This is a genomic window from Citrobacter sp. RHBSTW-00986 (assembly GCF_013783065.1).
Lineage (GTDB): Bacteria > Pseudomonadota > Gammaproteobacteria > Enterobacterales > Enterobacteriaceae > Citrobacter > Citrobacter braakii.
In genome coordinates this window covers 1,811,809-1,831,810 of record NZ_CP056200.1, presented here as the reverse complement: position 1 = coordinate 1,831,810, position 20,002 = coordinate 1,811,809, and the positions used below count along the sequence as shown (strand labels likewise).

The 20,002-nt window shown below is 53.3% G+C and carries 20 protein-coding genes; 15 read left to right on the top strand and 5 right to left on the bottom strand.

Annotation, left to right across the window (positions count from 1 at the left end):
* Positions 1-102 precede the first annotated feature (102 nt).
* Positions 103-1,719, top strand: a complete 1,617-nt coding sequence (locus HV345_RS08915; RefSeq protein WP_181636513.1) for an FAD-NAD(P)-binding protein — start codon at positions 103-105, stop codon at positions 1,717-1,719.
* Positions 1,720-1,791: 72 nt separating this feature from the next.
* Here HV345_RS08915 and HV345_RS08910 read toward each other — a convergent pair whose 3' ends face one another.
* Entirely contained in the window at positions 1,792-2,226 is a 435-nt protein-coding gene (locus HV345_RS08910) for a DoxX family protein (RefSeq protein WP_016156945.1), read from the bottom strand.
* A 152-nt stretch (positions 2,227-2,378) separates the two neighbouring features.
* Here HV345_RS08910 and poxB point away from each other — a divergent pair, with 152 nt between their 5' ends.
* From poxB to HV345_RS08890, 4 genes are all read left to right on the top strand, one after another.
* Positions 2,379-4,097 carry a ubiquinone-dependent pyruvate dehydrogenase gene (poxB, locus tag HV345_RS08905; protein WP_016156946.1) on the top strand — a complete coding sequence of 573 codons (1,719 nt, stop codon included), beginning with the start codon at positions 2,379-2,381 and terminating at the stop codon, positions 4,095-4,097.
* Positions 4,098-4,133: 36 nt separating this feature from the next.
* Positions 4,134-5,135, top strand: a complete 1,002-nt coding sequence (gene ltaE, locus HV345_RS08900) for a low-specificity L-threonine aldolase (protein WP_137352637.1) — start codon at positions 4,134-4,136, stop codon at positions 5,133-5,135.
* Positions 5,136-5,145: 10 nt separating this feature from the next.
* Entirely contained in the window at positions 5,146-6,579 is a 1,434-nt protein-coding gene (locus HV345_RS08895) for an SDR family oxidoreductase (protein ID WP_181636512.1), read from the top strand.
* 94 nt (positions 6,580-6,673) lie between these two features.
* Positions 6,674-7,687 carry an NAD(P)-dependent oxidoreductase gene (locus HV345_RS08890; protein WP_016153664.1) on the top strand — a complete coding sequence of 338 codons (1,014 nt, stop codon included), beginning with the start codon at positions 6,674-6,676 and terminating at the stop codon, positions 7,685-7,687.
* Here HV345_RS08890 and HV345_RS08885 read toward each other — a convergent pair.
* Positions 7,684-8,514, bottom strand: coding sequence for an N-acetylmuramoyl-L-alanine amidase (locus HV345_RS08885; RefSeq protein WP_181636511.1), 831 nt, complete (start codon positions 8,512-8,514; stop codon positions 7,684-7,686). The genes HV345_RS08890 and HV345_RS08885 overlap by 4 nt on opposite strands.
* Entirely contained in the window at positions 8,511-8,834 is a 324-nt protein-coding gene (locus HV345_RS08880; protein WP_001160725.1) for a heavy metal-binding domain-containing protein, read from the bottom strand. The genes HV345_RS08885 and HV345_RS08880 overlap by 4 nt, the downstream gene beginning before the upstream one ends.
* A 251-nt stretch (positions 8,835-9,085) precedes the next feature.
* Between HV345_RS08880 and HV345_RS08875 the strand changes: the two genes are divergently transcribed.
* The 7 genes from HV345_RS08875 (at position 9,086) to yegS (ending at position 14,703) form a co-directional block, all read left to right on the top strand.
* Entirely contained in the window at positions 9,086-9,601 is a 516-nt protein-coding gene (locus HV345_RS08875; protein WP_016153666.1) for a lipoprotein, read from the top strand.
* Positions 9,602-9,826: 225 nt separating this feature from the next.
* Positions 9,827-10,555 carry an arginine ABC transporter ATP-binding protein ArtP gene (gene artP, locus HV345_RS08870; RefSeq protein ID WP_016156950.1) on the top strand — a complete coding sequence of 243 codons (729 nt, stop codon included), beginning with the start codon at positions 9,827-9,829 and terminating at the stop codon, positions 10,553-10,555.
* 16 nt (positions 10,556-10,571) lie between these two features.
* Complete coding sequence (gene artI, locus HV345_RS08865) at positions 10,572-11,303, top strand: arginine ABC transporter substrate-binding protein ArtI (RefSeq protein WP_003027298.1); 732 nt, start codon at positions 10,572-10,574, stop codon at positions 11,301-11,303.
* A gap of 6 nt (positions 11,304-11,309) precedes the next feature.
* Positions 11,310-12,026 carry an arginine ABC transporter permease ArtQ gene (artQ, locus tag HV345_RS08860; RefSeq protein ID WP_046275435.1) on the top strand — a complete coding sequence of 239 codons (717 nt, stop codon included), beginning with the start codon at positions 11,310-11,312 and terminating at the stop codon, positions 12,024-12,026.
* Positions 12,026-12,694 (top strand): arginine ABC transporter permease ArtM, encoded by a 669-nt coding sequence (artM, locus tag HV345_RS08855; RefSeq protein WP_181636510.1) that lies wholly within the window; start codon positions 12,026-12,028, stop codon positions 12,692-12,694. The genes artQ and artM overlap by 1 nt, the downstream gene beginning before the upstream one ends.
* A 246-nt stretch (positions 12,695-12,940) precedes the next feature.
* A complete protein-coding gene (gene artJ, locus HV345_RS08850; protein WP_016153670.1) occupies positions 12,941-13,672 on the top strand; it encodes an arginine ABC transporter substrate-binding protein ArtJ in 732 nt (243 codons plus the stop codon).
* A 131-nt stretch (positions 13,673-13,803) separates the two neighbouring features.
* The gene (gene yegS, locus HV345_RS08845; protein WP_181636509.1) at positions 13,804-14,703 is read left to right on the top strand and encodes a lipid kinase YegS; all 900 of its coding nucleotides are present in this window, start codon (positions 13,804-13,806) and stop codon (positions 14,701-14,703) included.
* A 22-nt stretch (positions 14,704-14,725) separates the two neighbouring features.
* Here the strand turns inward: yegS and fbaB are convergent, their stop codons facing one another.
* The gene (fbaB, locus tag HV345_RS08840) at positions 14,726-15,778 is read right to left on the bottom strand and encodes a class I fructose-bisphosphate aldolase (protein ID WP_016153672.1); all 1,053 of its coding nucleotides are present in this window, start codon (positions 15,776-15,778) and stop codon (positions 14,726-14,728) included.
* A 252-nt stretch (positions 15,779-16,030) separates the two neighbouring features.
* Here fbaB and HV345_RS08835 point away from each other — a divergent pair, with 252 nt between their 5' ends.
* From HV345_RS08835 to HV345_RS08825, 3 genes are read left to right on the top strand one after another with little or no spacing between them, the layout of a single operon-like run.
* A complete protein-coding gene (locus HV345_RS08835; RefSeq protein ID WP_016153674.1) occupies positions 16,031-17,308 on the top strand; it encodes a nucleoside permease in 1,278 nt (425 codons plus the stop codon).
* The gene (locus tag HV345_RS08830; protein ID WP_181636508.1) at positions 17,305-18,309 is read left to right on the top strand and encodes an ADP-ribosylglycohydrolase family protein; all 1,005 of its coding nucleotides are present in this window, start codon (positions 17,305-17,307) and stop codon (positions 18,307-18,309) included. Before HV345_RS08835 ends, HV345_RS08830 begins: the two co-directional genes overlap by 4 nt.
* Positions 18,306-19,271 carry a PfkB family carbohydrate kinase gene (locus HV345_RS08825; protein WP_181636507.1) on the top strand — a complete coding sequence of 322 codons (966 nt, stop codon included), beginning with the start codon at positions 18,306-18,308 and terminating at the stop codon, positions 19,269-19,271. The genes HV345_RS08830 and HV345_RS08825 overlap by 4 nt, the downstream gene beginning before the upstream one ends.
* Here the strand turns inward: HV345_RS08825 and HV345_RS08820 are convergent.
* Entirely contained in the window at positions 19,245-19,991 is a 747-nt protein-coding gene (locus HV345_RS08820; protein WP_016153677.1) for a GntR family transcriptional regulator, read from the bottom strand. The two genes, HV345_RS08825 and HV345_RS08820, sit on opposite strands and share 27 nt — an antisense overlap.
* Positions 19,992-20,002 lie beyond the last annotated feature (11 nt).

Here is a 20,002-nt window from a genome sequence, read left to right as displayed (position 1 = left end):
GGCAAAATACCGTCTTCCTCTCGCGAATTATCGACCACACTTACCTGGCACAGGTTAAGCAAAACCCCGACTACCACGTCGAACTTTCTACAAAGGATCCCCATGAAAAAAGTGGCCATCGTCGGCGTAGGTCCCACCGGAATTTATACGTTTCATGCCCTCGTTGAGCGCGGTGAACCGCTGGAGATACAGCTTTATGAGCAAGCTGAGGAAGCTGGCGTAGGCATGCCTTATAACAGCGACAACAACGCAGACCACATGCTGGCCAATATAGCCAGCATTGAGATCCCGCCGATTTATATCAGTTATCTGACGTGGCTACAGAATCAAAGCGATGAATACCTGGCGCAGTTTCGGCTTGAACGTACATCTTTGCATGAGCGGCAATTTTTGCCCCGGGTGATCCTCGGCGACTATTATCGCGATCGTTTTTTAGCCATCGTCGATAAAGCGCAAAGATCCGGGTTCACAATTCGCGTATATGAATCAAGTAAAGTCACCGACCTGCAAGCAAACCCGACTGGGGTCTCCCTGTGGATCAATCACGCGTCACAGCCCGTCGAAGTGGATTTCGCCGCTATCGCCAGCGGTCATCTGTGGCCAGAAACTGATGCTCAGGCACGCAAGTTTTTCCCCAGTCCGTGGACCGGCCTGATGGAGGCGCAGATTAGCGCTTGCAGGGTGGGTATTCTGGGCACCTCGCTAAGCGCTATCGACGCGGCGATGGCCGTGGTCAGTCAGCATGGTAACTTCACCACCAATACCGACCGTTCACTGCAGTTCACGCGTAAACCCGACAGCCAAAACCTGAAGCTGACCCTGATGTCGCGCAGCGGTGTGCTGCCTGAAGCGGATTTTTACTGCCCTCTTCCCTATGAACCGCTGAATATCGCGACGCAAGAAGCGATTGAAAACGCCATTGCCGAGGGCCAAAACGGATTACTGGACCGCATCTTCCGGCTTATTGTGCAACAACTGCAAGACGCGGCCCCAGGGTGGTGCCAACAGGTTGCACTTGCAACGCTTAACGCCGACACATTCCCCGAGGTCTATTTTGCCGACAGGCTCAAGCATGACTCTTTTGACTGGGCGAGGCGTAACCTGGTGGAGGTTGAGCGCAACAAGCAGGAACAACATACCGTCGCCTGGCGCTATACCTTATTGCGCCTACACGAGGTTATTGAAGAGATCGTTCCTCATCTTGATGCTCGCGACGAAAAACGTTTCAGGCACGGACTGGCGCGCGTCTTTATTGATAACTATGCGGCAATCCCGTCTGAATCTATCCGCCGATTGCTGGCTCTGCACGATGCCGGGCTGATTGAGATCCTCGCACTCGGCAAGGATTATGAGCGTACAAATGAGCAGGAAATGACGGTCATTTACCACCACGGTCAGCGCAGTGAATTTGATGTATTTATTGACGCCCGAGGACAACGGGCATTGCAGAGCAAAGATATTCCGTTCCCAACGCTACGCGATCAACTGCTGGCCTGTGGCGATGAGATCCCGGATATCGGCGAAGATTACACGCTGCAAGCGCCGGAAAACGCCCGCAACCGCATCGCCTTTGGCGGACTGCCGTGGTTGATGCACGACCGTCCCTTTATTCAGGGGCTGGTGGTTAGCGCTGAAATAGGTGCGGCGATGGCAAAGGCATTGACGCAACGAGCACTGAAACGTCGGCACAAACTGTGGAGCAGTGACGAAATGGATTAGCGGCCAGACTTAATGGCGAGGCGGAGATAGGTTATCGCGTCCCCGCCTCTGTCTTGATTCTCGGATGGCAAACTATCGCCAGGCCGAGTTTCCGGCAACGGAGAAACGCCCCGCGCCCAAAAATGCCACGGCCAGAGCGCCGATGAAGAAATACACCAGACTTTCAATTGCCCATGCGCCGGTTTTATCCAGTGACCAGGTTTCACCCATCCCGACCATCAGCCATGCCACCACCATCGTAAACGCCAGCCCCAACGCCGCCGGACGCGTCAGGATCCCAAGAATAATCAGGCACGGTGCCACAACCTCTCCCAGCAGAACGCCATACGCAATAAAGCCAGGGAAACCTTTCGCTATCAGCATGCCACTGATGCCATCAATCCCCGCGAACAGTTTATGCAGCCCATGAAACAGCATTAATCCCCCCACGGCAATACGTAACAAAAACTTGCCAAAATCTTCATGAGTCAGTACCCGGTTAACTGTATTTAATAGTTTTATAACCATTTGAATTTATTCCTTGTTTAACCATATCCAATAACAAACTACGCTTAATACAGGCTTAATGAAAACTGCCGGAAATAAGAGGTAATGATAAGCATAACTATTATCTTCATCTAAACTTGTAACCGGTATCACATTAAAGGAGAAGGAAAACCATGAAACAAACGGTTGCCGCTTTTATTGCTAAAACACTCGAACAAGCTGGCGTTAAACGCATTTGGGGTGTGACGGGTGACTCGCTAAATGGCCTTAGTGACAGTCTGAATCGTATGGGAACGATTGACTGGATGCCAACCCGTCATGAAGAGGTTGCGGCCTTCGCCGCGGGAGCTGAAGCGCAGTTGACGGGAGAACTGGCCGTCTGCGCTGGCTCGTGTGGACCAGGCAACCTGCACCTGATTAACGGCCTGTTTGATTGCCACCGCAACCACGTCCCGGTACTGGCAATTGCCGCACACATTCCATCCAGTGAGATAGGCAGCGGTTATTTTCAGGAGACCCACCCGCAAGAGTTGTTTCGCGAATGTAGCCACTATTGCGAGCTGGTTTCCAGCCCTGAACAGATCCCACAGGTGCTGGCAATTGCCATGCGTAAAGCAGTGCTCAACCGCGGCGTCTCCGTGGTGGTATTACCCGGCGACGTTGCGTTGAAGCCAGCACCTGAAAGCGCCAGCACTCACTGGTATCATGCGCCGCTCCCGGTGGTCACTCCGGAAGAAGAAGAGCTCAGAAAACTAGCGCAACTGCTACGCTACTCCAGCAATATCGCCCTGATGTGCGGCAGCGGCTGCGCCGGTGCGCATAAAGAACTGGTTGAGTTTGCTGCTAAAATAAAAGCGCCGATTGTGCACGCCCTGCGTGGTAAAGAGCATGTGGAGTACGACAACCCTTACGACGTGGGCATGACCGGGCTGATCGGCTTTTCATCCGGCTTCCATACCATGATGAATGCCGACACGCTGATCCTGCTCGGTACCCAGTTCCCCTATCGCCCGTTCTACCCCACCGACGCCAAGATTATTCAGATTGATATCAATCCGGCGAGCATTGGCGCGCACAGTAAAGTTGATATGGCGCTGGTAGGCGATATTAAATCCACACTCCGCACCCTGCTGCCGCTGGTGGAAGAAAAAACCGATCGGCAGTTCCTGGATAAAGCGCTGGAACACTATCGTGAGGCGCGTAAAGGGCTGGATGATTTAGCCAAACCCAGCGATAAAGCCATTCATCCGCAGTATCTGGCGCAGCAGATCAGCCATTTTGCCGCTGACGACGCCATCTTCACCTGCGACGTTGGCACGCCAACGGTGTGGGCGGCACGTTATCTGAAAATGAACGGTAAACGCCGTCTGATCGGTTCGTTTAACCACGGGTCGATGGCCAATGCCATGCCCCAGGCGCTCGGCGCGCAAGCGACCGAACCGGGACGTCAGGTTGTCGCAATGTGCGGTGACGGCGGTTTTAGCATGCTGATGGGCGACTTTCTGTCGGTTGTGCAAATGAAGCTGCCGGTGAAGATTATTGTCTTCAACAACAGCGTGTTGGGGTTTGTGGCGATGGAGATGAAAGCTGGCGGTTATCTGACCGACGGCACCGAACTGCACGATACAAATTTCGCACGGATTGCCGAGGCTTGCGGCATCACGGGCATTCGCGTGGAGAAATCCTCAGAGGTTGATGAAGCGCTGCAAAGGGCGATGTCGATTGACGGTCCGGTGCTGGTCGATGTGGTCGTCGCGAAAGAAGAACTGGCGATCCCGCCGCAGATCAAACTCGAACAAGCTAAAGGTTTTAGCCTGTATATGCTGCGCGCAATCATCAGCGGGCGCGGTGATGAAGTGATCGAACTGGCGAAAACTAACTGGCTCAGGTAAAACAGAGGGCATTACCTCACTTAAAAAGGAATGCCCGTGATTGATTTACGCAGTGATACCGTTACCCGACCAAGTCGCGCCATGCTCGAAGAGATGATGGCCGCCCCGGTCGGGGACGACGTCTACGGTGATGACCCTACCGTTAATGCCCTCCAGCAATACGCAGCCGAGCTTTCTGGCAAAGAAGCCGCAATTTTCTTACCCACAGGCACTCAGGCGAACCTGGTGGCTCTCCTCAGCCATTGTCAGCGCGGCGAAGAGTATATCGCCGGTCAGGGCGCGCATAACTATCTCTACGAAGCGGGTGGCGCAGCGGTACTCGGCAGCATTCAACCGCAACCTATCGACGCCATGCCGGATGGCTCTTTGCCGCTGGACAAAGTGGCGGCAAAAATCAAAGCGGACGATATCCATTTTGCCCGCACGCGTTTGCTCAGTCTGGAAAACACCCACAACGGCAAAGTGCTACCACGCGAGTATCTGAAAGAGGCCTGGGAATTCACCCGTGAGCGCAATCTTGCGCTGCATGTCGACGGCGCGCGTATTTTTAACGCCATCGTCGCCTATGGCTGTGAGTTAAAAGATGTCACGCAATACTGCGATTCGTTCACCATTTGTCTTTCCAAAGGTTTAGGAACGCCGGTAGGCTCACTGCTGGTCGGCAGCCACGAGTACATCAAGCGCGCCATTCGCTGGCGTAAAATGACCGGCGGCGGAATGCGTCAGGCCGGTATTCTGGCGGCGGCCGGACTGTATGCGCTGAAAAATAACGTGTCGCGCTTACAAGAAGACCATGACAACGCCGCCTGGATGGCGGAACAACTGCGCGAAGCAGGAGCGGACGTCATGCGCCACGACACCAACATGCTGTTTGTCCGCGTTGGCGAAGAACACGCTGCGGCACTGGGCGAGTACATGAAAGCGCAAGGCGTGCTGATTAACGCCTCGCCGATTGTGCGTCTGGTGATGCATCTGGACGTATCGCGTGAACAGCTTGCTGAAGTCGTCGCCCACTGGCGCGCTTTTTTAACCCGCTAAGGAGATGGGCGTGCCGCAACGGATTTTGGTTCTTGGCGCCAGTGGCTACATTGGTCAGCATCTGGTACAGGCGCTCAGTCAGCAAGGGCATCAGGTGCTGGCTGCGGCACGCCGCATCGAGCGGCTGGAAAAGCAGCAGTTGGCCAACGTCAGCTGCCATAAGGTCGATTTGAATTGGCCAGATAACCTAACGCCGCTGCTGACCGGCGTTGATACGGTCTATTACCTGGTCCATGGCATGGGAGAAGGCGGTGATTTTATCGCCCATGAGCGCCAGGTAGCAATGAACGTGCGCGATGCGCTACGTGATACGCCAGTCAAACAGCTTATTTTCCTGAGCTCATTACAGGCTCCCCGCCATGAACAATCCGATCATCTGCGTGCGCGACAGATAACCGCGGACACCCTGCGTGAATCAGGCGTGCCGATGACCGAATTGCGCGCTGGTATTATCGTAGGGGCAGGTTCTGCCGCCTTTGAAGTGATGCGCGACATGGTCTACAACCTGCCGGTACTCACCCCTCCGCGCTGGGTGCGCTCGCGTACCACGCCTATCGCGCTGGAGAATTTAATGTACTACCTGGTGGCGTTGTTGGATCATCCTACACGCCAACACCGCGTACTCGAAGCCGCCGGGCCGCAGGTATTGAGCTATCAGGAGCAGTTCGAGCATTTTATGGCGGTCAGCGGTAAACATCGCCTGCTCATCCCTGTCCCCTTTCCTACCCGCTGGATTTCGGTCTGGTTTTTGAACGTCATAACGTCAGTGCCGCCGACCACGGCAAAAGCGCTGATACAGGGGTTAAAACACGACCTGCTGGCCGATGACACCGAATTACGCACGCTGATCCCGCAAAAGCTGATTGCCTTTGATGACGCGGTGCGCAGCACGTTGAAAGAAGAAGAGAGGCTGGTCAATTCCAGCGACTGGGGTTACGACGCGCAGGCATTTGCCCGCTGGCGCCCCGAATATGGCTATTTCGCTAAACAAGCTGGCTTTAGCGTTGAAACCTCCGCCAGTCGGCAGGCGCTGTGGCAGGTGGTGAATCGCCTCGGCGGCAAAGAAGGCTATTTCTTTGGCAATATTTTATGGAAAACGCGCGCGGCGTTGGACCTGCTGGTCGGCCATAAGCTGGCGAAAGGCAGACCGCAACACTCTCTGTTGCAGGTTGGCGATACCGTTGATAGCTGGAAAGTTATCATCGTTGAGCCAGAAAAACAGCTGACGCTGCTGTTTGGGATGAAAGCGCCAGGATTGGGTCGACTGAGCTTCACGCTGGAAGATAAAGGCGACCACCGACGCATTGATGTCCGCGCCTGGTGGCATCCGCACGGCATGCCAGGCCTCTTCTATTGGCTGCTGATGATCCCGGCGCATCTGTTCATTTTCAGAGGGATGGCGAAGCGTATTGCTAAACTTGCAGAACAAATCACAGACTCATGATAAAAAGAGCCTGTATTCTTTCATGTTTCCCATTGCATACAGACGAAATTCACGGAAGAATGCGCACGACGTTTTTTAAACACAGTGGATTGATATGAAGGTACTGGTTACCGGAGCCACCAGCGGCTTAGGCCGAAACGCGGTTGAGTTTTTATGCAGCAAAGGCGTCAGCGTCAGAGCTACCGGTCGCAACGAAGCGATGGGCAAGCTGCTGGAGAAAATGGGCGCAGAGTTTGTGCATGCCGATTTGACCGAGCTGGTCTCTTCGCAGGCAAAAGTGATGCTCGCCGGTATCGATACGCTGTGGCACTGCTCCAGTTTTACCTCACCATGGGGAACTCAGGAAGCCTTCGATCTGGCCAACGTTCGCGCAACCCGCCGTCTGGGCGAGTGGGCCGTGGCCTGGGGCGTTCGTAACTTCATTCATATCTCATCACCGTCGCTCTATTTTGATTATCACCACCATCGCGATATCAAAGAGGACTTCCGCCCCCAACGCTTTGCCAATGAATTCGCCCGCAGTAAAGCGGCTGGCGAAGATGTGATTGCGTTGCTGACACAGGCCAACCCGCAGACCCGTTTTACGGTATTGCGTCCGCAAAGCTTGTTCGGACCACACGATAAAGTTTTTATCCCGCGCCTGGCCCATATGATGTACCACTACGGCAGCATCCTGTTGCCGCACGGCGGAAGTGCGCTGGTGGATATGACCTACTACGAGAATGCGGTGCACGCGATGTGGCTGGCAAGTCAGCAAGCCTGCGATAATCTGCCGTCGGGTCGCGCGTACAACATTACCAACGGCGAGCATCGCACCCTGCGCAGTATTGTGCAGAAACTCATCGACGAGCTAAATATTGATTGTCGTATCCGCTCCGTACCCTACCCGATGCTGGACATGATTGCCCGCAGCATGGAGCGGTTAGGCAATAAATCGGCGAAAGAGCCAAAGCTTACGCATTACGGCGTCTCGAAGCTGAATTTTGACTTTACGCTGGATACCACTCGCGCTCAGGAAGAATTAGGTTATCAGCCCGTTGTGACGCTGGATGAAGGGATTGAGCGTACCGCGGCCTGGCTGCGTGACCACGGCAAGCTGCCGCGTTAACCCTGCCCGTATTTCTCCAGTAACGCTTCGGCAATCGCCTGAGTTTCTGCATCCGCCACGCCGTTCCACAAGGTCGGGCGGAAGTGCATCTGGAAGGCCATAATCACCCGCCGCTGTTCACGCGGCGTCATTTCAGGTTTTACCTCATAACCATAGCGCGACAGCAGATCGAGCAATGATGAGGTTTCTACCGGTGTATCGGGCGCTCGCCCGGCAAGATAAAACGCCACCCGCTGAGCATCCGGCCACGCGCCAATTCCTTGCGCAGCCAGTTCTTCCCATGGAAACAGCGGACCTGGATCGTCCTTGCGCTGCGGTGCGACATCCGCATGGGCCACCACGTTCTGTGGTTTTATGTCATAACGGGCAATAATATCTTTCGCCAAGGGGATTAACGCCTGAATTTGCGTGGGTTCAAACGGCGCAAAATACTTGCTGCCCGCCGATTTTTGCCAGCCACGGTTTTCCAGCTCAATGCCGATCGAGGTATCGTTAATTCGCGTAGCGCCGCGCCAAAAGCTAATCCCCGCATGCCAGGCCAGATCTTTTTCCGGCACCAGTTGCCAGATACGCGGTTTGCCGTGGTAGAGCGGCGGCACTGCCGGGATCAGATAGTGCGAGCTGACGTTTTTATCGGTCAGCGTAGCCAGAGAAGAGTCGAAATCATCGGCTGTGTAATGGATAACCAGCACTTTAATGCGCGGGTAAGCAGCCTGCGCCTGACGACGGGTATCTAACTGATAGCCGTCTTTGTCGACAATCCCTTTTTCGCCAGCACATCCTACCAGCAGCAGCGTTAATGCCAGCAGATACAGCAGACGCTTCATCGGCGAGTTTTCACCGCAGTGCCGCTGACGCTCACCATCAGCATGCTACCGTCTTTGCCCACGGTTTCGTAATCGATATCGATACCGACTACCGCATCAGCACCGAGCGCTTTTGCCTGTTCACCAAGCTCCTGAAAAGCAATTTCACGCGCTTTACGCAGCTCTTTTTCATACGCGCCGGAGCGACCGCCGACGATATCGCGAATGCCGGCGAAGAAATCGCGGAAGATATTCGCGCCTAAAATGGCTTCGCCAGTCACAACACCGCAGTATTCCACGATGCTCTGCCCTTCCAGCGTAGGGGTAGTCGAAAACTGCATGGTTAATCTCCTTTTTGCGCTAAGAGCACGATCTCAAAAGCATTATCGAACCGATCCACTATCATTGAAAGGATATATTCTTTACACAAAATAATTCGAGTTGCAGGAAGGCGGCAAGAGAGTGAATCCCCAGGAGCATAGATAACTATGTGACTGGGGTGAACGCACGTAGCCAACGCACAAGCAACTTGAAGTATGACATGTAAATCAACGTAGAACACTAATAGTAGAAAGCTAATAAGGAAATCATTATGCGCTACTCGAAACTCTCTCTGCTGGTTCCATGTGCACTACTTCTCAGCGCCTGTACTACCGTAACGCCGGCCTACAAAGATAACGGCACGCGTAGCGGCTCATGCGTAGAAGGCGGGCCAGACAGCGTGGCTCAACAATTCTATGATTACCGTATTCAGCACCGAAACAATGACATTACCCCCCTTCGTCCGTACCTCAGCGACAACCTGGCGAAACTGCTGAACGATGCCAGCCGTGATAACGCGCATCGCGATCTGTTTAACAGCGATCCGTTCTCTAGTCGCGCTACGTTACCGGACAGTGCCAGCGTCGCCAGCGCATCGACCATTCCGAATAGTGATGCACGCAACATTCCGCTGCGCGTAGAGCTTAAACAGGGTGACCAAAGCTGGCGTGATGAAGTGCTGATGATCCGCGAAGGCCAGTGCTGGGTAGTTGACGATGTCCGCTATCTGGGCGGCAGCGTACACGCGCCAGCCGGGACGCTGCGCCAGTCTGTCGAAAACCGCTAACCGCCCCATTCACCTGCCTGAATCATAACCCCCATAAATTGTCTGGCATTCTGCATAGAATGCCGACAATTATTCTTGCCCACTGGTGGCCCCGCTATTTTGTGCTATGTTTAGATAAGAATGCGGTTTGCATTTAACTTTTAACGCATAAATATTGCATAACTATTCTGTCAAAGGTAGTATCTGCGGCTTCAATAGCTATCAGACTGCCAGTATCGAGTGTCAATGAGTATTCAATTAAACGGCATTAACTGCTTCTACGGCGCACATCAGGCGCTGTTCGATATCACGCTGGATTGCCCTCAGGGTGAAACACTGGTGTTACTTGGCCCAAGTGGAGCCGGGAAAAGCTCGCTGCTGCGCGTACTCAACCTGCTTGAGATGCCGCGCTCGGGCACGCTCTCTATTGCGGGTAACCGTTTCGACTTCACGAAGACCCCGTCAGACAAAGCCATTCGGGAGCTGCGTCAGAACGTGGGCATGGTCTTCCAGCAATACAACCTTTGGCCGCATCTCACGGTTGTGCAGAATCTGATTGAAGCGCCCTGCCGCGTACTGGGTCTGACAAAAGATCAAGCGCTGGCGCGTGCCGAAAAATTGCTGGAACGTCTGCGCCTGAAGCCGTACAGCGATCGCTACCCACTGCATCTCTCCGGCGGCCAGCAACAGCGTGTGGCCATTGCCCGCGCGTTGATGATGGAGCCGCAGGTGCTGCTGTTTGATGAACCTACCGCAGCGCTTGATCCGGAAATTACTGCCCAAATCGTCAGCATCATTCGTGAACTGGCGGAAACCAACATTACTCAGGTGATCGTCACCCACGAAGTGGAAGTTGCACGTAAAACGGCCAGCCGTGTGGTGTATATGGAAAACGGTCATATCGTCGAGTTTGGGGATGCGAGCTGCTTTGCCAACCCGCAAACCGAAGCGTTTAAAAACTATCTCTCTCACTAAGATTCGGGACAATACAATGAAAAAAGTTCTGATTGCCGCGCTAATCGCAGGTTTTAGCCTTTCCGCTACCGCAGCCCAAACCATTCGTTTCGCCACCGAAGCGTCTTATCCTCCGTTTGAATCTATTGATGCGAATAACAAAATCGTAGGGTTTGACGTTGATCTGGCGAATGCGCTGTGTAAAGAGATTGACGCGACCTGTACCTTCACCAATCAGGCCTTCGACAGCCTGATCCCGAGCCTGAAATTCCGTCGTTTTGACGCGGTGATGGCCGGTATGGACATCACGCCAGAGCGTGAAAAACAGGTTCTGTTCACCACCCCGTATTACGACAACTCTGCCCTGTTTGTTGGCCAACAGGGTAAATACACCAGCATTGACCAGCTGAAAGGCAAAAAAGTCGGTGTACAAAACGGTACTACGCACCAGAAATTCATCATGGATAAACATCCGGAAGTGACCACCGTACCGTATGACAGCTACCAGAATGCCAAACTCGATCTGCAAAATGGTCGTATTGACGGCGTATTTGGTGATACCGCAGTGGTGACCGAATGGCTGAAAGACAATCCAAAGCTGGCCGCAGTTGGCGACAAAGTGACGGATAAAGATTACTTCGGTACGGGTCTGGGCATCGCTGTGCGCCAGGGCAATACCGAGCTGCAGCAGAAATTTAACGCTGCGCTGGAAAAAGTGAAGAAAGATGGGACTTACGAGACCATCTACAACAAATGGTTCCAGAAGTAATACTTGATGAATGAATTTTTTCCTTTAGCAAGCGCCGCCGGGATGACCGTCGGCCTTGCCGTTTGTGCGCTGATTATTGGCCTCGCGCTCGCCATGTTTTTTGCCGTCTGGGAGTCAGTAAAATGGCGTCCGGTGGCATGGACGGGTTCAGCTCTGGTCACCATCCTGCGTGGTCTGCCGGAAATTCTGGTGGTTCTGTTCATCTATTTCGGCTCTTCACAGCTGCTGCTGACGCTGGCCGATGGCTTTACGATCAATCTCGGGGTTGTACAAATCCCGGTTCAGATGCAGATCGAAAACTTCGACGTCAGCCCGTTCCTGTGCGGTGTAATTGCGCTGTCATTGCTGTATGCGGCTTACGCGTCGCAAACGCTGCGTGGCGCGCTGAAGGCCGTACCACTCGGACAATGGGAATCAGGTCAGGCGTTGGGTTTGTCTAAAGCCGCGATCTTCTTTCGCCTGGTGATGCCGCAGATGTGGCGTCACGCTCTGCCGGGACTGGGTAACCAGTGGCTGGTATTGCTGAAAGATACCGCGCTGGTCAGCCTTATCAGCGTGAACGATCTGATGCTGCAAACCAAGAGCATTGCCACCCGTACTCAGGAGCCGTTTACCTGGTACATTGTGGCGGCGGCTATTTACCTGGTGATTACGCTGGTGAGTCAGTACATTCTCAAACGCATTGACCTGCGCGCGACACGATTTGAGCGGAGACCAGGCTAATGCTTGAGTATTTACCTGAATTGTTAAAAGGGCTGCATACCAGCCTGACGCTGACGGTCGCCTCCATCGTGGTTGCTCTGGTGCTGGCGCTGGTTTTCACCGTCATCCTGACGCTAAAAACGCCGATTGTGGTCTGGTTGGTTCGCGCCTATATCACGTTGTTTACCGGTACTCCGCTGCTGGTGCAAATCTTCCTGATCTACTACGGGCCAGGGCAGTTCCCGACGCTACAGGAGTATCCGGTACTGTGGCACCTGCTCTCTGAACCGTGGCTGTGCGCCTTAATTGCGCTATCGTTAAACAGTGCGGCTTATACCACTCAACTGTTCTACGGTGCTATCCGCGCAATCCCGGAAGGCCAGTGGCAGTCCTGTGGAGCGTTGGGGATGAGTAAGAAGGATACGCTGGCGATTCTGTTGCCGTACGCCTTTAAACGCGCCCTCTCCTCGTATTCCAACGAAGTGGTGCTGGTGTTTAAAAGTACCTCACTGGCATACACCATCACGCTGATGGAAGTCATGGGCTATAGTCAGCTGCTGTATGGTCGCACTTATGACGTCATGGTTTTCGGCGCGGCGGGTGTGATTTACCTGATCGTCAACGGTTTGCTGACGCTGATGATGCGCGTGATCGAACGTAAAGCGCTGGCGTTTGAACACCGGAATTAAATCGGTTTTTGTGTCTGATGGCGCTACGCTTATCAGGCTACGATTCGTCTTCCGTTGTACACTCTCCGGTGAATATGCATAAAGCCAAAATAAAAAAGACGGACAACAACCTAAATTGTCCGTCTTTTTTTATATCTTTAAAAATATTTAATCATTTTTATTGCATATAAATTCATTAAATGGCATTGTTAATTCATGCCGCAGACACGGTAAATAATCATAAGATTGACAGACGGGAGTTCCACCATGAAAAAGTTAGTACTGGCCGCATTACTTGCTACTTTCGCCGCTGGCGCCTCAGCTGCTGATAAAATTAGTTTTGGTGTATCCGCGACTTACCCGCCATTTGAGTCACTGGATGCAAGCAATAAAATTGTCGGTTTTGACATCGACCTGGCAACGGCACTGTGCAAACAAATGCAGGCTGACTGTACTTTCACCAATCATGCTTTTGATAGCTTGATTCCCGCGCTGAAATTCAAAAAATATGATGCGGTGATTTCCGGAATGGACATCACGCCTGAGCGTAGCAAGCAGGTGGCATTTACTCAGCCTTACTATGCAAACTCCGCGCTGGTGATTGCGAAAAAAGACACCTATAAAACCTTTGCCGACCTGAAAGGGAAACGCATTGGCATGGAAAACGGTACCACGCACCAGAAATACCTGCAGGATAAACACCCTGAAGTGAAGACCGTGGCCTACGACAGCTATCAGAATGCGATTATCGACCTGAAAAATGGTCGTATTGATGGCGTATTTGGCGATACCGCCGTGGTTAACGAGTGGCTAAAAACTAACCCGCAGTTAGGTGTAGCCACTGACAAAGTGACCGACCCACAATACTTCGGTACTGGTCTTGGCATTGCGGTTCGCCCGGATAACAAAGCCCTGCTGGAAAAACTGAATAGCGCGCTGGCCGCAATCAAAGCTGACGGCACGTACCAAAAAATCAGCGATCAGTGGTTCCCACAGTAACGTCCACCCAATCTGAAAAGCCGCATCCTGCGGCTTTTTTTATCTCTTCGCCTTCGCTTTCAGTCAGTTCTTACGCCATAAACCCATTCCTGGCGTACACTTGTTAAAACGAAAAAAAGTGAGGCAAACGGATGATAGCGTTCCCTGCCAGTTTACTGATCCTCAACGGAAAAAGTGCTGATAATCTCCCCCTGCGTGATGTCATTGCAGAGCTACGCGATGAAGGCGTGAAAATCCATGTTCGCGTTACCTGGGAAAAAGGCGACGCCCAACGCTACGTTGATGAAGCTCGCCAGTTAGGCGTTGCAACGGTGATTGCCGGCGGCGGCGACGGCACAATTAACGAAGTCTCGACGGCGCTGATCCAGTCGCAGGGCGGCAATATCCCGGCGCTCGGTATTTTACCGTTGGGAACGGCGAATGATTTTGCAACCAGCGTAGGCATACCCGACGCCCTTGATAAGGCGTTAAAACTGGCTATCGCCGGAAATGCGACTGATATCGATATGGTTCAGGTCAATGATAAAACCTGTTTTATCAATATGGCGACCGGCGGCTTCGGCACACGCATCACCAGCGAGACGCCAGAAAAACTCAAGGCCGCATTAGGTGGCGTATCGTACTTTATTCACGGATTAATGCGCATGGATACGCTCAAACCCGACATCTGCGACATTCGTGGGGAAGATTTTTACTGGCAGGGTAAGGCGCTGGTCATTGGTATCGGTAATGGTCGTCAGGCCGGTGGTGGGCAACAGCTTTGCCCGACGGCGCTGATCAACGATGGTCTGCTGCAACTGCGTATTTTTACCGGCGAAGAGCTGCTGCCAGGGCTGCTTTCGGCGTTAACGCAATCCGAAGACAACCCTAACATCATCGAAGGCGCATCATCGTGGTTTGATATCCGCTCCCCGCACGAAATTACGTTTAATCTCGATGGCGAACCGCTTAGCGGACAAGAATTTCATATTGAAATCCTGCCCGCAGCGCTACGTTGCAGACTGCCGCCGGGTTGTCCGCTACTGCGTTAACACGACGACACCCCAACTGGAATCAGGCAATGGTGACTTTGCTGTCCAGATAAACATCCTGCACGGCGTTAATCAGCTTAACGCCGTCAGCCATGGTTTTCTTGAATGCTTTTCGTCCAAGAATCAGCCCCATGCCGCCAGCACGTTTGTTAATCACCGCCGTACGTACCGCATCGCTCAGATCGGTTTCGCCGCCAGCCGCACCGCCAGAGTTAATTAATCCGGCGCGCCCCATATAGCAGTTCGCCAGTTGATAACGCACCAGATCGATTGGGTTGTCGCTGGTCAGCTTGCTGTAAACGCGATCGTCGGTGTAGCCAAAGTTGACTGCTTTATACCCGCCGTTATTTTCCGCCATTTTCTGCTTAACGATATCCGCCCCGATAGTGGCTGCCAGATGGTTAGCCTGCCCGGTGAGATCGGCGGAAACATGGTAATCCACGCCATCTTTTTTAAACGCGGAGTTACGCAGATACGCCCATAGCACGGTGACCATCCCCAGTTCATGAGCACGCTCGAACGCCGCAGAAATCTCTTCAATCTGGCGACGGGACTCCTCTGAACCGAAATAGATGGTTGCCCCTACCGCAACCGCACCCATATTGAATGCCTGTTCTACGCTGGCATACAGCGTCTGGTCAAACGTATTGGGGTAGCTCAGCGTTTCGTTGTGGTTAATTTTTACAAGAAACGGAATGCGGTGCGCGTAGCGACGGGAGACGGAAGCCAGCACTCCATAGGTCGATGCCACGCAGTTACACCCTGCTTCGATAGCCAGTTCCACAATATTCTTCGGATCAAAGTACAGCGGGTTAGCCGCGAACGATGCCCCCGCGGAGTGTTCCACGCCCTGATCCACCGGTAGAATCGACAGATAACCTGTCCCGGCCAGTCGGCCCGTGTTATACAGCGTTTGCATATTACGCAGCACCGCTGGCGGACGGTTGTTATCCACCATCACGCGATCGACGTAATCATGTCCAGGCAGGTAAAGTTGGTCAGAAGGAATGGTCATACAACGATGCTGTAAAAGGTTGTCGGCATCTTTGCCAAGCAACTGCGCAATATCAGTCATAGCTATGCTCCCGTAAGTTCCGATTTGAAACCGGAATGTGGATTGTCCTGACCCGCTTTGTTGCGGGCAGCAATAAGCCTGGTACCGACTGCGTTTTTTTTCCATCTTTAGCGCACTTTTCAGCAACTTCTGCTGGCTCGATTCAGGAACAAATAATGTTAAGGCGGTCAAATTTAGACCTCAAAGGTATTTTAAAGGTATTATCGAATGGTACTATCAGTGCGTACCTTACCTGTCATGAAGGATTTAAAGATGAAAACTACAGTTAAGCTGTCGTTCATGATGTTTGTAGAGTGGTTTATCTGGGGCGCCTGGTTTGTACCGCTGTGGCTGTGGCTGAGTAAAAGTGGCTTTAGCGCCGGGGAGATCGGCTGGTCCTACGCCTGTACCGCGATTGCTGCGATCCTGTCGCCCATCCTGGTCGGTTCTGTCACTGACCGTTTTTTCTCCGCGCAAAAAGTGCTGGCGGTGCTGATGTTCGTCGGCGCTATTTTAATGTACTTCGCCGCCCAGCAAACCACCTTCAGCGGATTTTTCCCGCTGTTACTGGCCTATTCGTTGACCTATATGCCGACGATTGCGCTGACCAACAGTATCGCTTTTGCCAACGTCAGTGACGTTGAGCGTGATTTCCCGCGCATCCGTGTGATGGGGACCATTGGCTGGATCGCCTCTGGTTTGGCCTGCGGTTTCTTACCGCAAATGCTTGGCTATAGTGACATCTCCCCTACCAATATTCCTCTGCTAATCACTGCCGGAAGCTCGGCTCTGTTGGGCGTCTTTGCGTTCTTTTTACCGGATACACCGCCGAAAAGTACCGGCAAAATGGATTTCAAGGTCATGCTGGGTCTGGATGCGCTGATCCTGCTGCGGGATAAGAACTTCCTCGTCTTTTTCTTTTGCTCTTTTCTGTTCGCGATGCCGCTGGCGTTCTATTACATCTTCGCCAACGGTTATCTGACAGAAGTCGGGATGAAAAACGCCACCGGCTGGATGACGCTGGGCCAGTTCTCTGAAATCTTCTTTATGCTAGCGCTACCGTTTTTCACCAAACGCTTTGGCATTAAAAAGGTATTGCTGCTTGGTCTTATTACTGCAGCTATCCGCTACGGATTTTTCGTTTACGGCGGCGCGGAAGAATATTTCACTTACGCTCTGCTGTTTCTCGGCATTCTGCTGCACGGCGTCAGTTACGACTTCTACTACGTCACAGCCTACATTTATGTCGATAAAAAAGCGCCCGTACATATGCGCACCGCGGCGCAAGGGCTTATCACCCTCTGCTGTCAGGGATTCGGTAGCCTGCTCGGTTATCGTCTGGGCGGCGTGATGATGGAAAAAATGTTTGCTTATCAGGAACCGGTGAATGGCCTTACCTTTAACTGGGCTGGCATGTGGGGATTTGGCGCGGTCATGATCGCCGTCATTGCCGTAATGTTTATGATTTTCTTTCGCGAGTCAGATAAAGAAATCACCGCCATTAAGGTGGACGATCGCGATGTAGCGTTGAAACAAGGGGAAGTAAAATGAAAGCAGAACGTATTCTCGGTGCTCTTTATGGGCAGGCGTTAGGGGATGCGATGGGTATGCCGTCGGAACTGTGGCCAAGAACCCGGGTTAAAGCCCATTTCGGTTGGATCGACCGTTTTTTACCCGGCCCTGCGGAGAATAATGCCGCCTGCTATTTTAACCAGGCGGAGTTCACTGATGACACCTCCATGGCGATGTGTCTGGCTGATGCCCTGCTTGAGTGCGACGGAGAGATTGTACCCGACGTTATTGGCCGCAATATTCTGGCCTGGGCCGAACGTTTTGATGCTTTTAATAAAAACGTGCTCGGCCCGACCTCAAAAATTGCCCTAAAAGCCATTCGCGACGGCAAACCTGTCGCCGAACTGGAAAATAACGGCGTTACCAACGGAGCGGCAATGCGCGTTTCACCGCTGGGATGTCTGCTCCCCGCGCGCGATCTCGATGCCTTTATCGATGATGTGGCATTAGCCTCCAGCCCGACGCATAAATCGGATTTGGCTATCGCTGGCGCAGTGGTGGTCGCATGGGCGGTATCACGCGCTATCGACGGCGGAAAATGGTCAGAGATTGTCGACGCGCTGCCAGCCATTGCCCGGCATGCGCAGCAAAAAAGGATCACTACCTTTAGCGCATCGCTCTCTGCACGCCTTGAACTGGCGCTGAAAATTGTCCGTAACGCTGACGGCATTGAGTCTGCCTGCGAGCAGTTGTATCAGGTTGTAGGGGCCGGAACCAGCACCATTGAATCCGTGCCTTGCGCCATCGCTATGGTTGAGCTGGCGCAGACCGATCCTAACCGCTGCGCCATTCTGTGTGCGAACCTCGGGGGCGATACCGACACCATCGGGGCGATGGCAACCGCCATTTGTGGCGCGCTCCACGGCGTAAGTGCGATTAATCCGGCATTGAAACATGAGCTCGATGCGGTAAATCAGCTGGACTTTATCCGCTACGCCAGTGGATTGATGCGACTGCGCGAGCAGCGGGAGGCACTATGAGCACCACGCGTCTGCAACAACTTCTCCCGCAGTTACGCACACAGCGACCCGTTACGGTGGTGGGTGCGGCGGTGATTGATGTCATTGCCGATGCGTATGCCCTTCCCTGGCGCGGATGTGACATTGAACTCAAACAGCAAGTGGTAAACGTTGGCGGCTGTGCGCTCAATATTGCCGTAGCACTCAAGCGGTTAGGTATCGACGCCAGTAATGCTTTACCGCTGGGTCAGGGGGTGTGGGCCGATATTATCCGCAACCGGATGGCAAAAGAGGGACTGCACAGCCTGATCGATAACGCCGCAGGCGATAACGGCTGGTGCCTGGCTCTGGTCGAGCCGGATGGCGAACGTACCTTTATGTCCTTTAGTGGCGTCGAAAATCAGTGGAACGCTGACTGGCTGGCACAGCTGGAGATCCCACGTCACAGCCTGGTTTATCTCTCGGGCTATCAGTTAGCCTCTCCGTGTGGTGAGTTGCTGGTGCATTGGCTGGAAGGGCTGGAGGAAGTGACGCCATTTATCGATTTTGGCCCACGCATCGGCGACATTCCCGAGCCCTTACTGGCAAGAATTATGGCCTGCCGTCCACTGGTATCGCTCAATCGGCAGGAGGCGGAAATTGCCGCCGAGCGGTTTGCATTAAGCCAGGATATAGAAGGTTTTGGCGCACAATGGGTGCAACGTTTTGCCACACCGGTGGTGGTACGCCACGATAAAGACGGTGCGTGGTATTTCAGCACCCAAACTTCCGGTTGCGTACCGGCATTTGCGACAGCGGTCGTTGATACCATTGGCGCTGGTGACAGCCACGCTGGCGGCATGCTGGCGGGACTGGCGTCTGGCTGGTCGCTGGCTGACACGGTACTGCTTGGAAACGCCGTGGCGTCCTGGGTGGTAGGGCATCGCGGGGGCGATTGCGCCCCTACGCGCGAGGCGTTACTCCTCGCACACAAACACGTATAGATCGCTTCGACAATAGCTGATGCTGTATTCAATGGGCCGTTGCTGCTGGTCAAGCGCTACCTGCTTGATCACCAGCACCGGCACTTTGCTGTCCATTTGAATGTGCGCCTGGAACTCTGCGTCAGGCATTCGGGCACTGACACGTGAGCGAGTGCGCTGCGGGAAAATATGCTGGCTGCGAAAATAGTCATACAGTGAAACGCCAATGGCATCCACGTCATGAATTAGATGGGCAGGAACCCATGACTCTTCAATAGAAACCGCATCTTCATCTACGTAGCGAATGCGCTTGAGCAAGAAGACGTCACTCCCCGTGGCAACAGCCAGCTGCTGCGCTACCTCTTCCGGGCAAGGCACAATCCGCTTGTTAACCCACAGCGTATCTGGTTTTTTACCGCGCAACACCACCTGCTGTGAAAAACCACGCGCTTCTTTTAGCGAATACTCGAAGATGTTATTGATTTGCGTCCCGTAACCGCGGGCGCGCGTCACGACGCCTTCTTCTTCCAAAGCCTGCATCGCCTTACGAACCGTAATTCGCGAAACGCCGGTCAACTGGCTGAGATCGCGCTCGCCGGGCAGGATGTTTCCATGCTCCAGAATCCCGCTACGCACAGCGTTTTTCACCGTTTGCGCAAATTTCATATACAGCGGCGTGTTATCTGCCGCGGAAATACGTTCATTCAGTTGCGCGATAAGCTGGGTATGCGCTTGTTCCATTTATCTTTTTC

What these genes read in the sequence shown, in the direction of transcription:
- HV345_RS08915 (WP_181636513.1), top strand. Translation starts at nt 103, where the DNA reads ATGAAAAAAGTGGCCATCGTCGGCGTAGGTCCCACCGGAATTTATACG.
- HV345_RS08910 (WP_016156945.1), bottom strand. Translation starts at nt 2,226, where the DNA reads ATGGTTATAAAACTATTAAATACAGTTAACCGGGTACTGACTCATGAA.
- poxB (WP_016156946.1), top strand. Translation starts at nt 2,379, where the DNA reads ATGAAACAAACGGTTGCCGCTTTTATTGCTAAAACACTCGAACAAGCT.
- HV345_RS08890 (WP_016153664.1), top strand. Translation starts at nt 6,674, where the DNA reads ATGAAGGTACTGGTTACCGGAGCCACCAGCGGCTTAGGCCGAAACGCG.
- HV345_RS08885 (WP_181636511.1), bottom strand. Translation starts at nt 8,514, where the DNA reads ATGAAGCGTCTGCTGTATCTGCTGGCATTAACGCTGCTGCTGGTAGGA.
- HV345_RS08880 (WP_001160725.1), bottom strand. Translation starts at nt 8,834, where the DNA reads ATGCAGTTTTCGACTACCCCTACGCTGGAAGGGCAGAGCATCGTGGAA.
- HV345_RS08875 (WP_016153666.1), top strand. Translation starts at nt 9,086, where the DNA reads ATGCGCTACTCGAAACTCTCTCTGCTGGTTCCATGTGCACTACTTCTC.
- artP (WP_016156950.1), top strand. Translation starts at nt 9,827, where the DNA reads ATGAGTATTCAATTAAACGGCATTAACTGCTTCTACGGCGCACATCAG.
- artI (WP_003027298.1), top strand. Translation starts at nt 10,572, where the DNA reads ATGAAAAAAGTTCTGATTGCCGCGCTAATCGCAGGTTTTAGCCTTTCC.
- artQ (WP_046275435.1), top strand. Translation starts at nt 11,310, where the DNA reads ATGAATGAATTTTTTCCTTTAGCAAGCGCCGCCGGGATGACCGTCGGC.
- artM (WP_181636510.1), top strand. Translation starts at nt 12,026, where the DNA reads ATGCTTGAGTATTTACCTGAATTGTTAAAAGGGCTGCATACCAGCCTG.
- artJ (WP_016153670.1), top strand. Translation starts at nt 12,941, where the DNA reads ATGAAAAAGTTAGTACTGGCCGCATTACTTGCTACTTTCGCCGCTGGC.
- yegS (WP_181636509.1), top strand. Translation starts at nt 13,804, where the DNA reads ATGATAGCGTTCCCTGCCAGTTTACTGATCCTCAACGGAAAAAGTGCT.
- fbaB (WP_016153672.1), bottom strand. Translation starts at nt 15,778, where the DNA reads ATGACTGATATTGCGCAGTTGCTTGGCAAAGATGCCGACAACCTTTTA.
- HV345_RS08835 (WP_016153674.1), top strand. Translation starts at nt 16,031, where the DNA reads ATGAAAACTACAGTTAAGCTGTCGTTCATGATGTTTGTAGAGTGGTTT.
- HV345_RS08830 (WP_181636508.1), top strand. Translation starts at nt 17,305, where the DNA reads ATGAAAGCAGAACGTATTCTCGGTGCTCTTTATGGGCAGGCGTTAGGG.
- HV345_RS08825 (WP_181636507.1), top strand. Translation starts at nt 18,306, where the DNA reads ATGAGCACCACGCGTCTGCAACAACTTCTCCCGCAGTTACGCACACAG.
- HV345_RS08820 (WP_016153677.1), bottom strand. Translation starts at nt 19,991, where the DNA reads ATGGAACAAGCGCATACCCAGCTTATCGCGCAACTGAATGAACGTATT.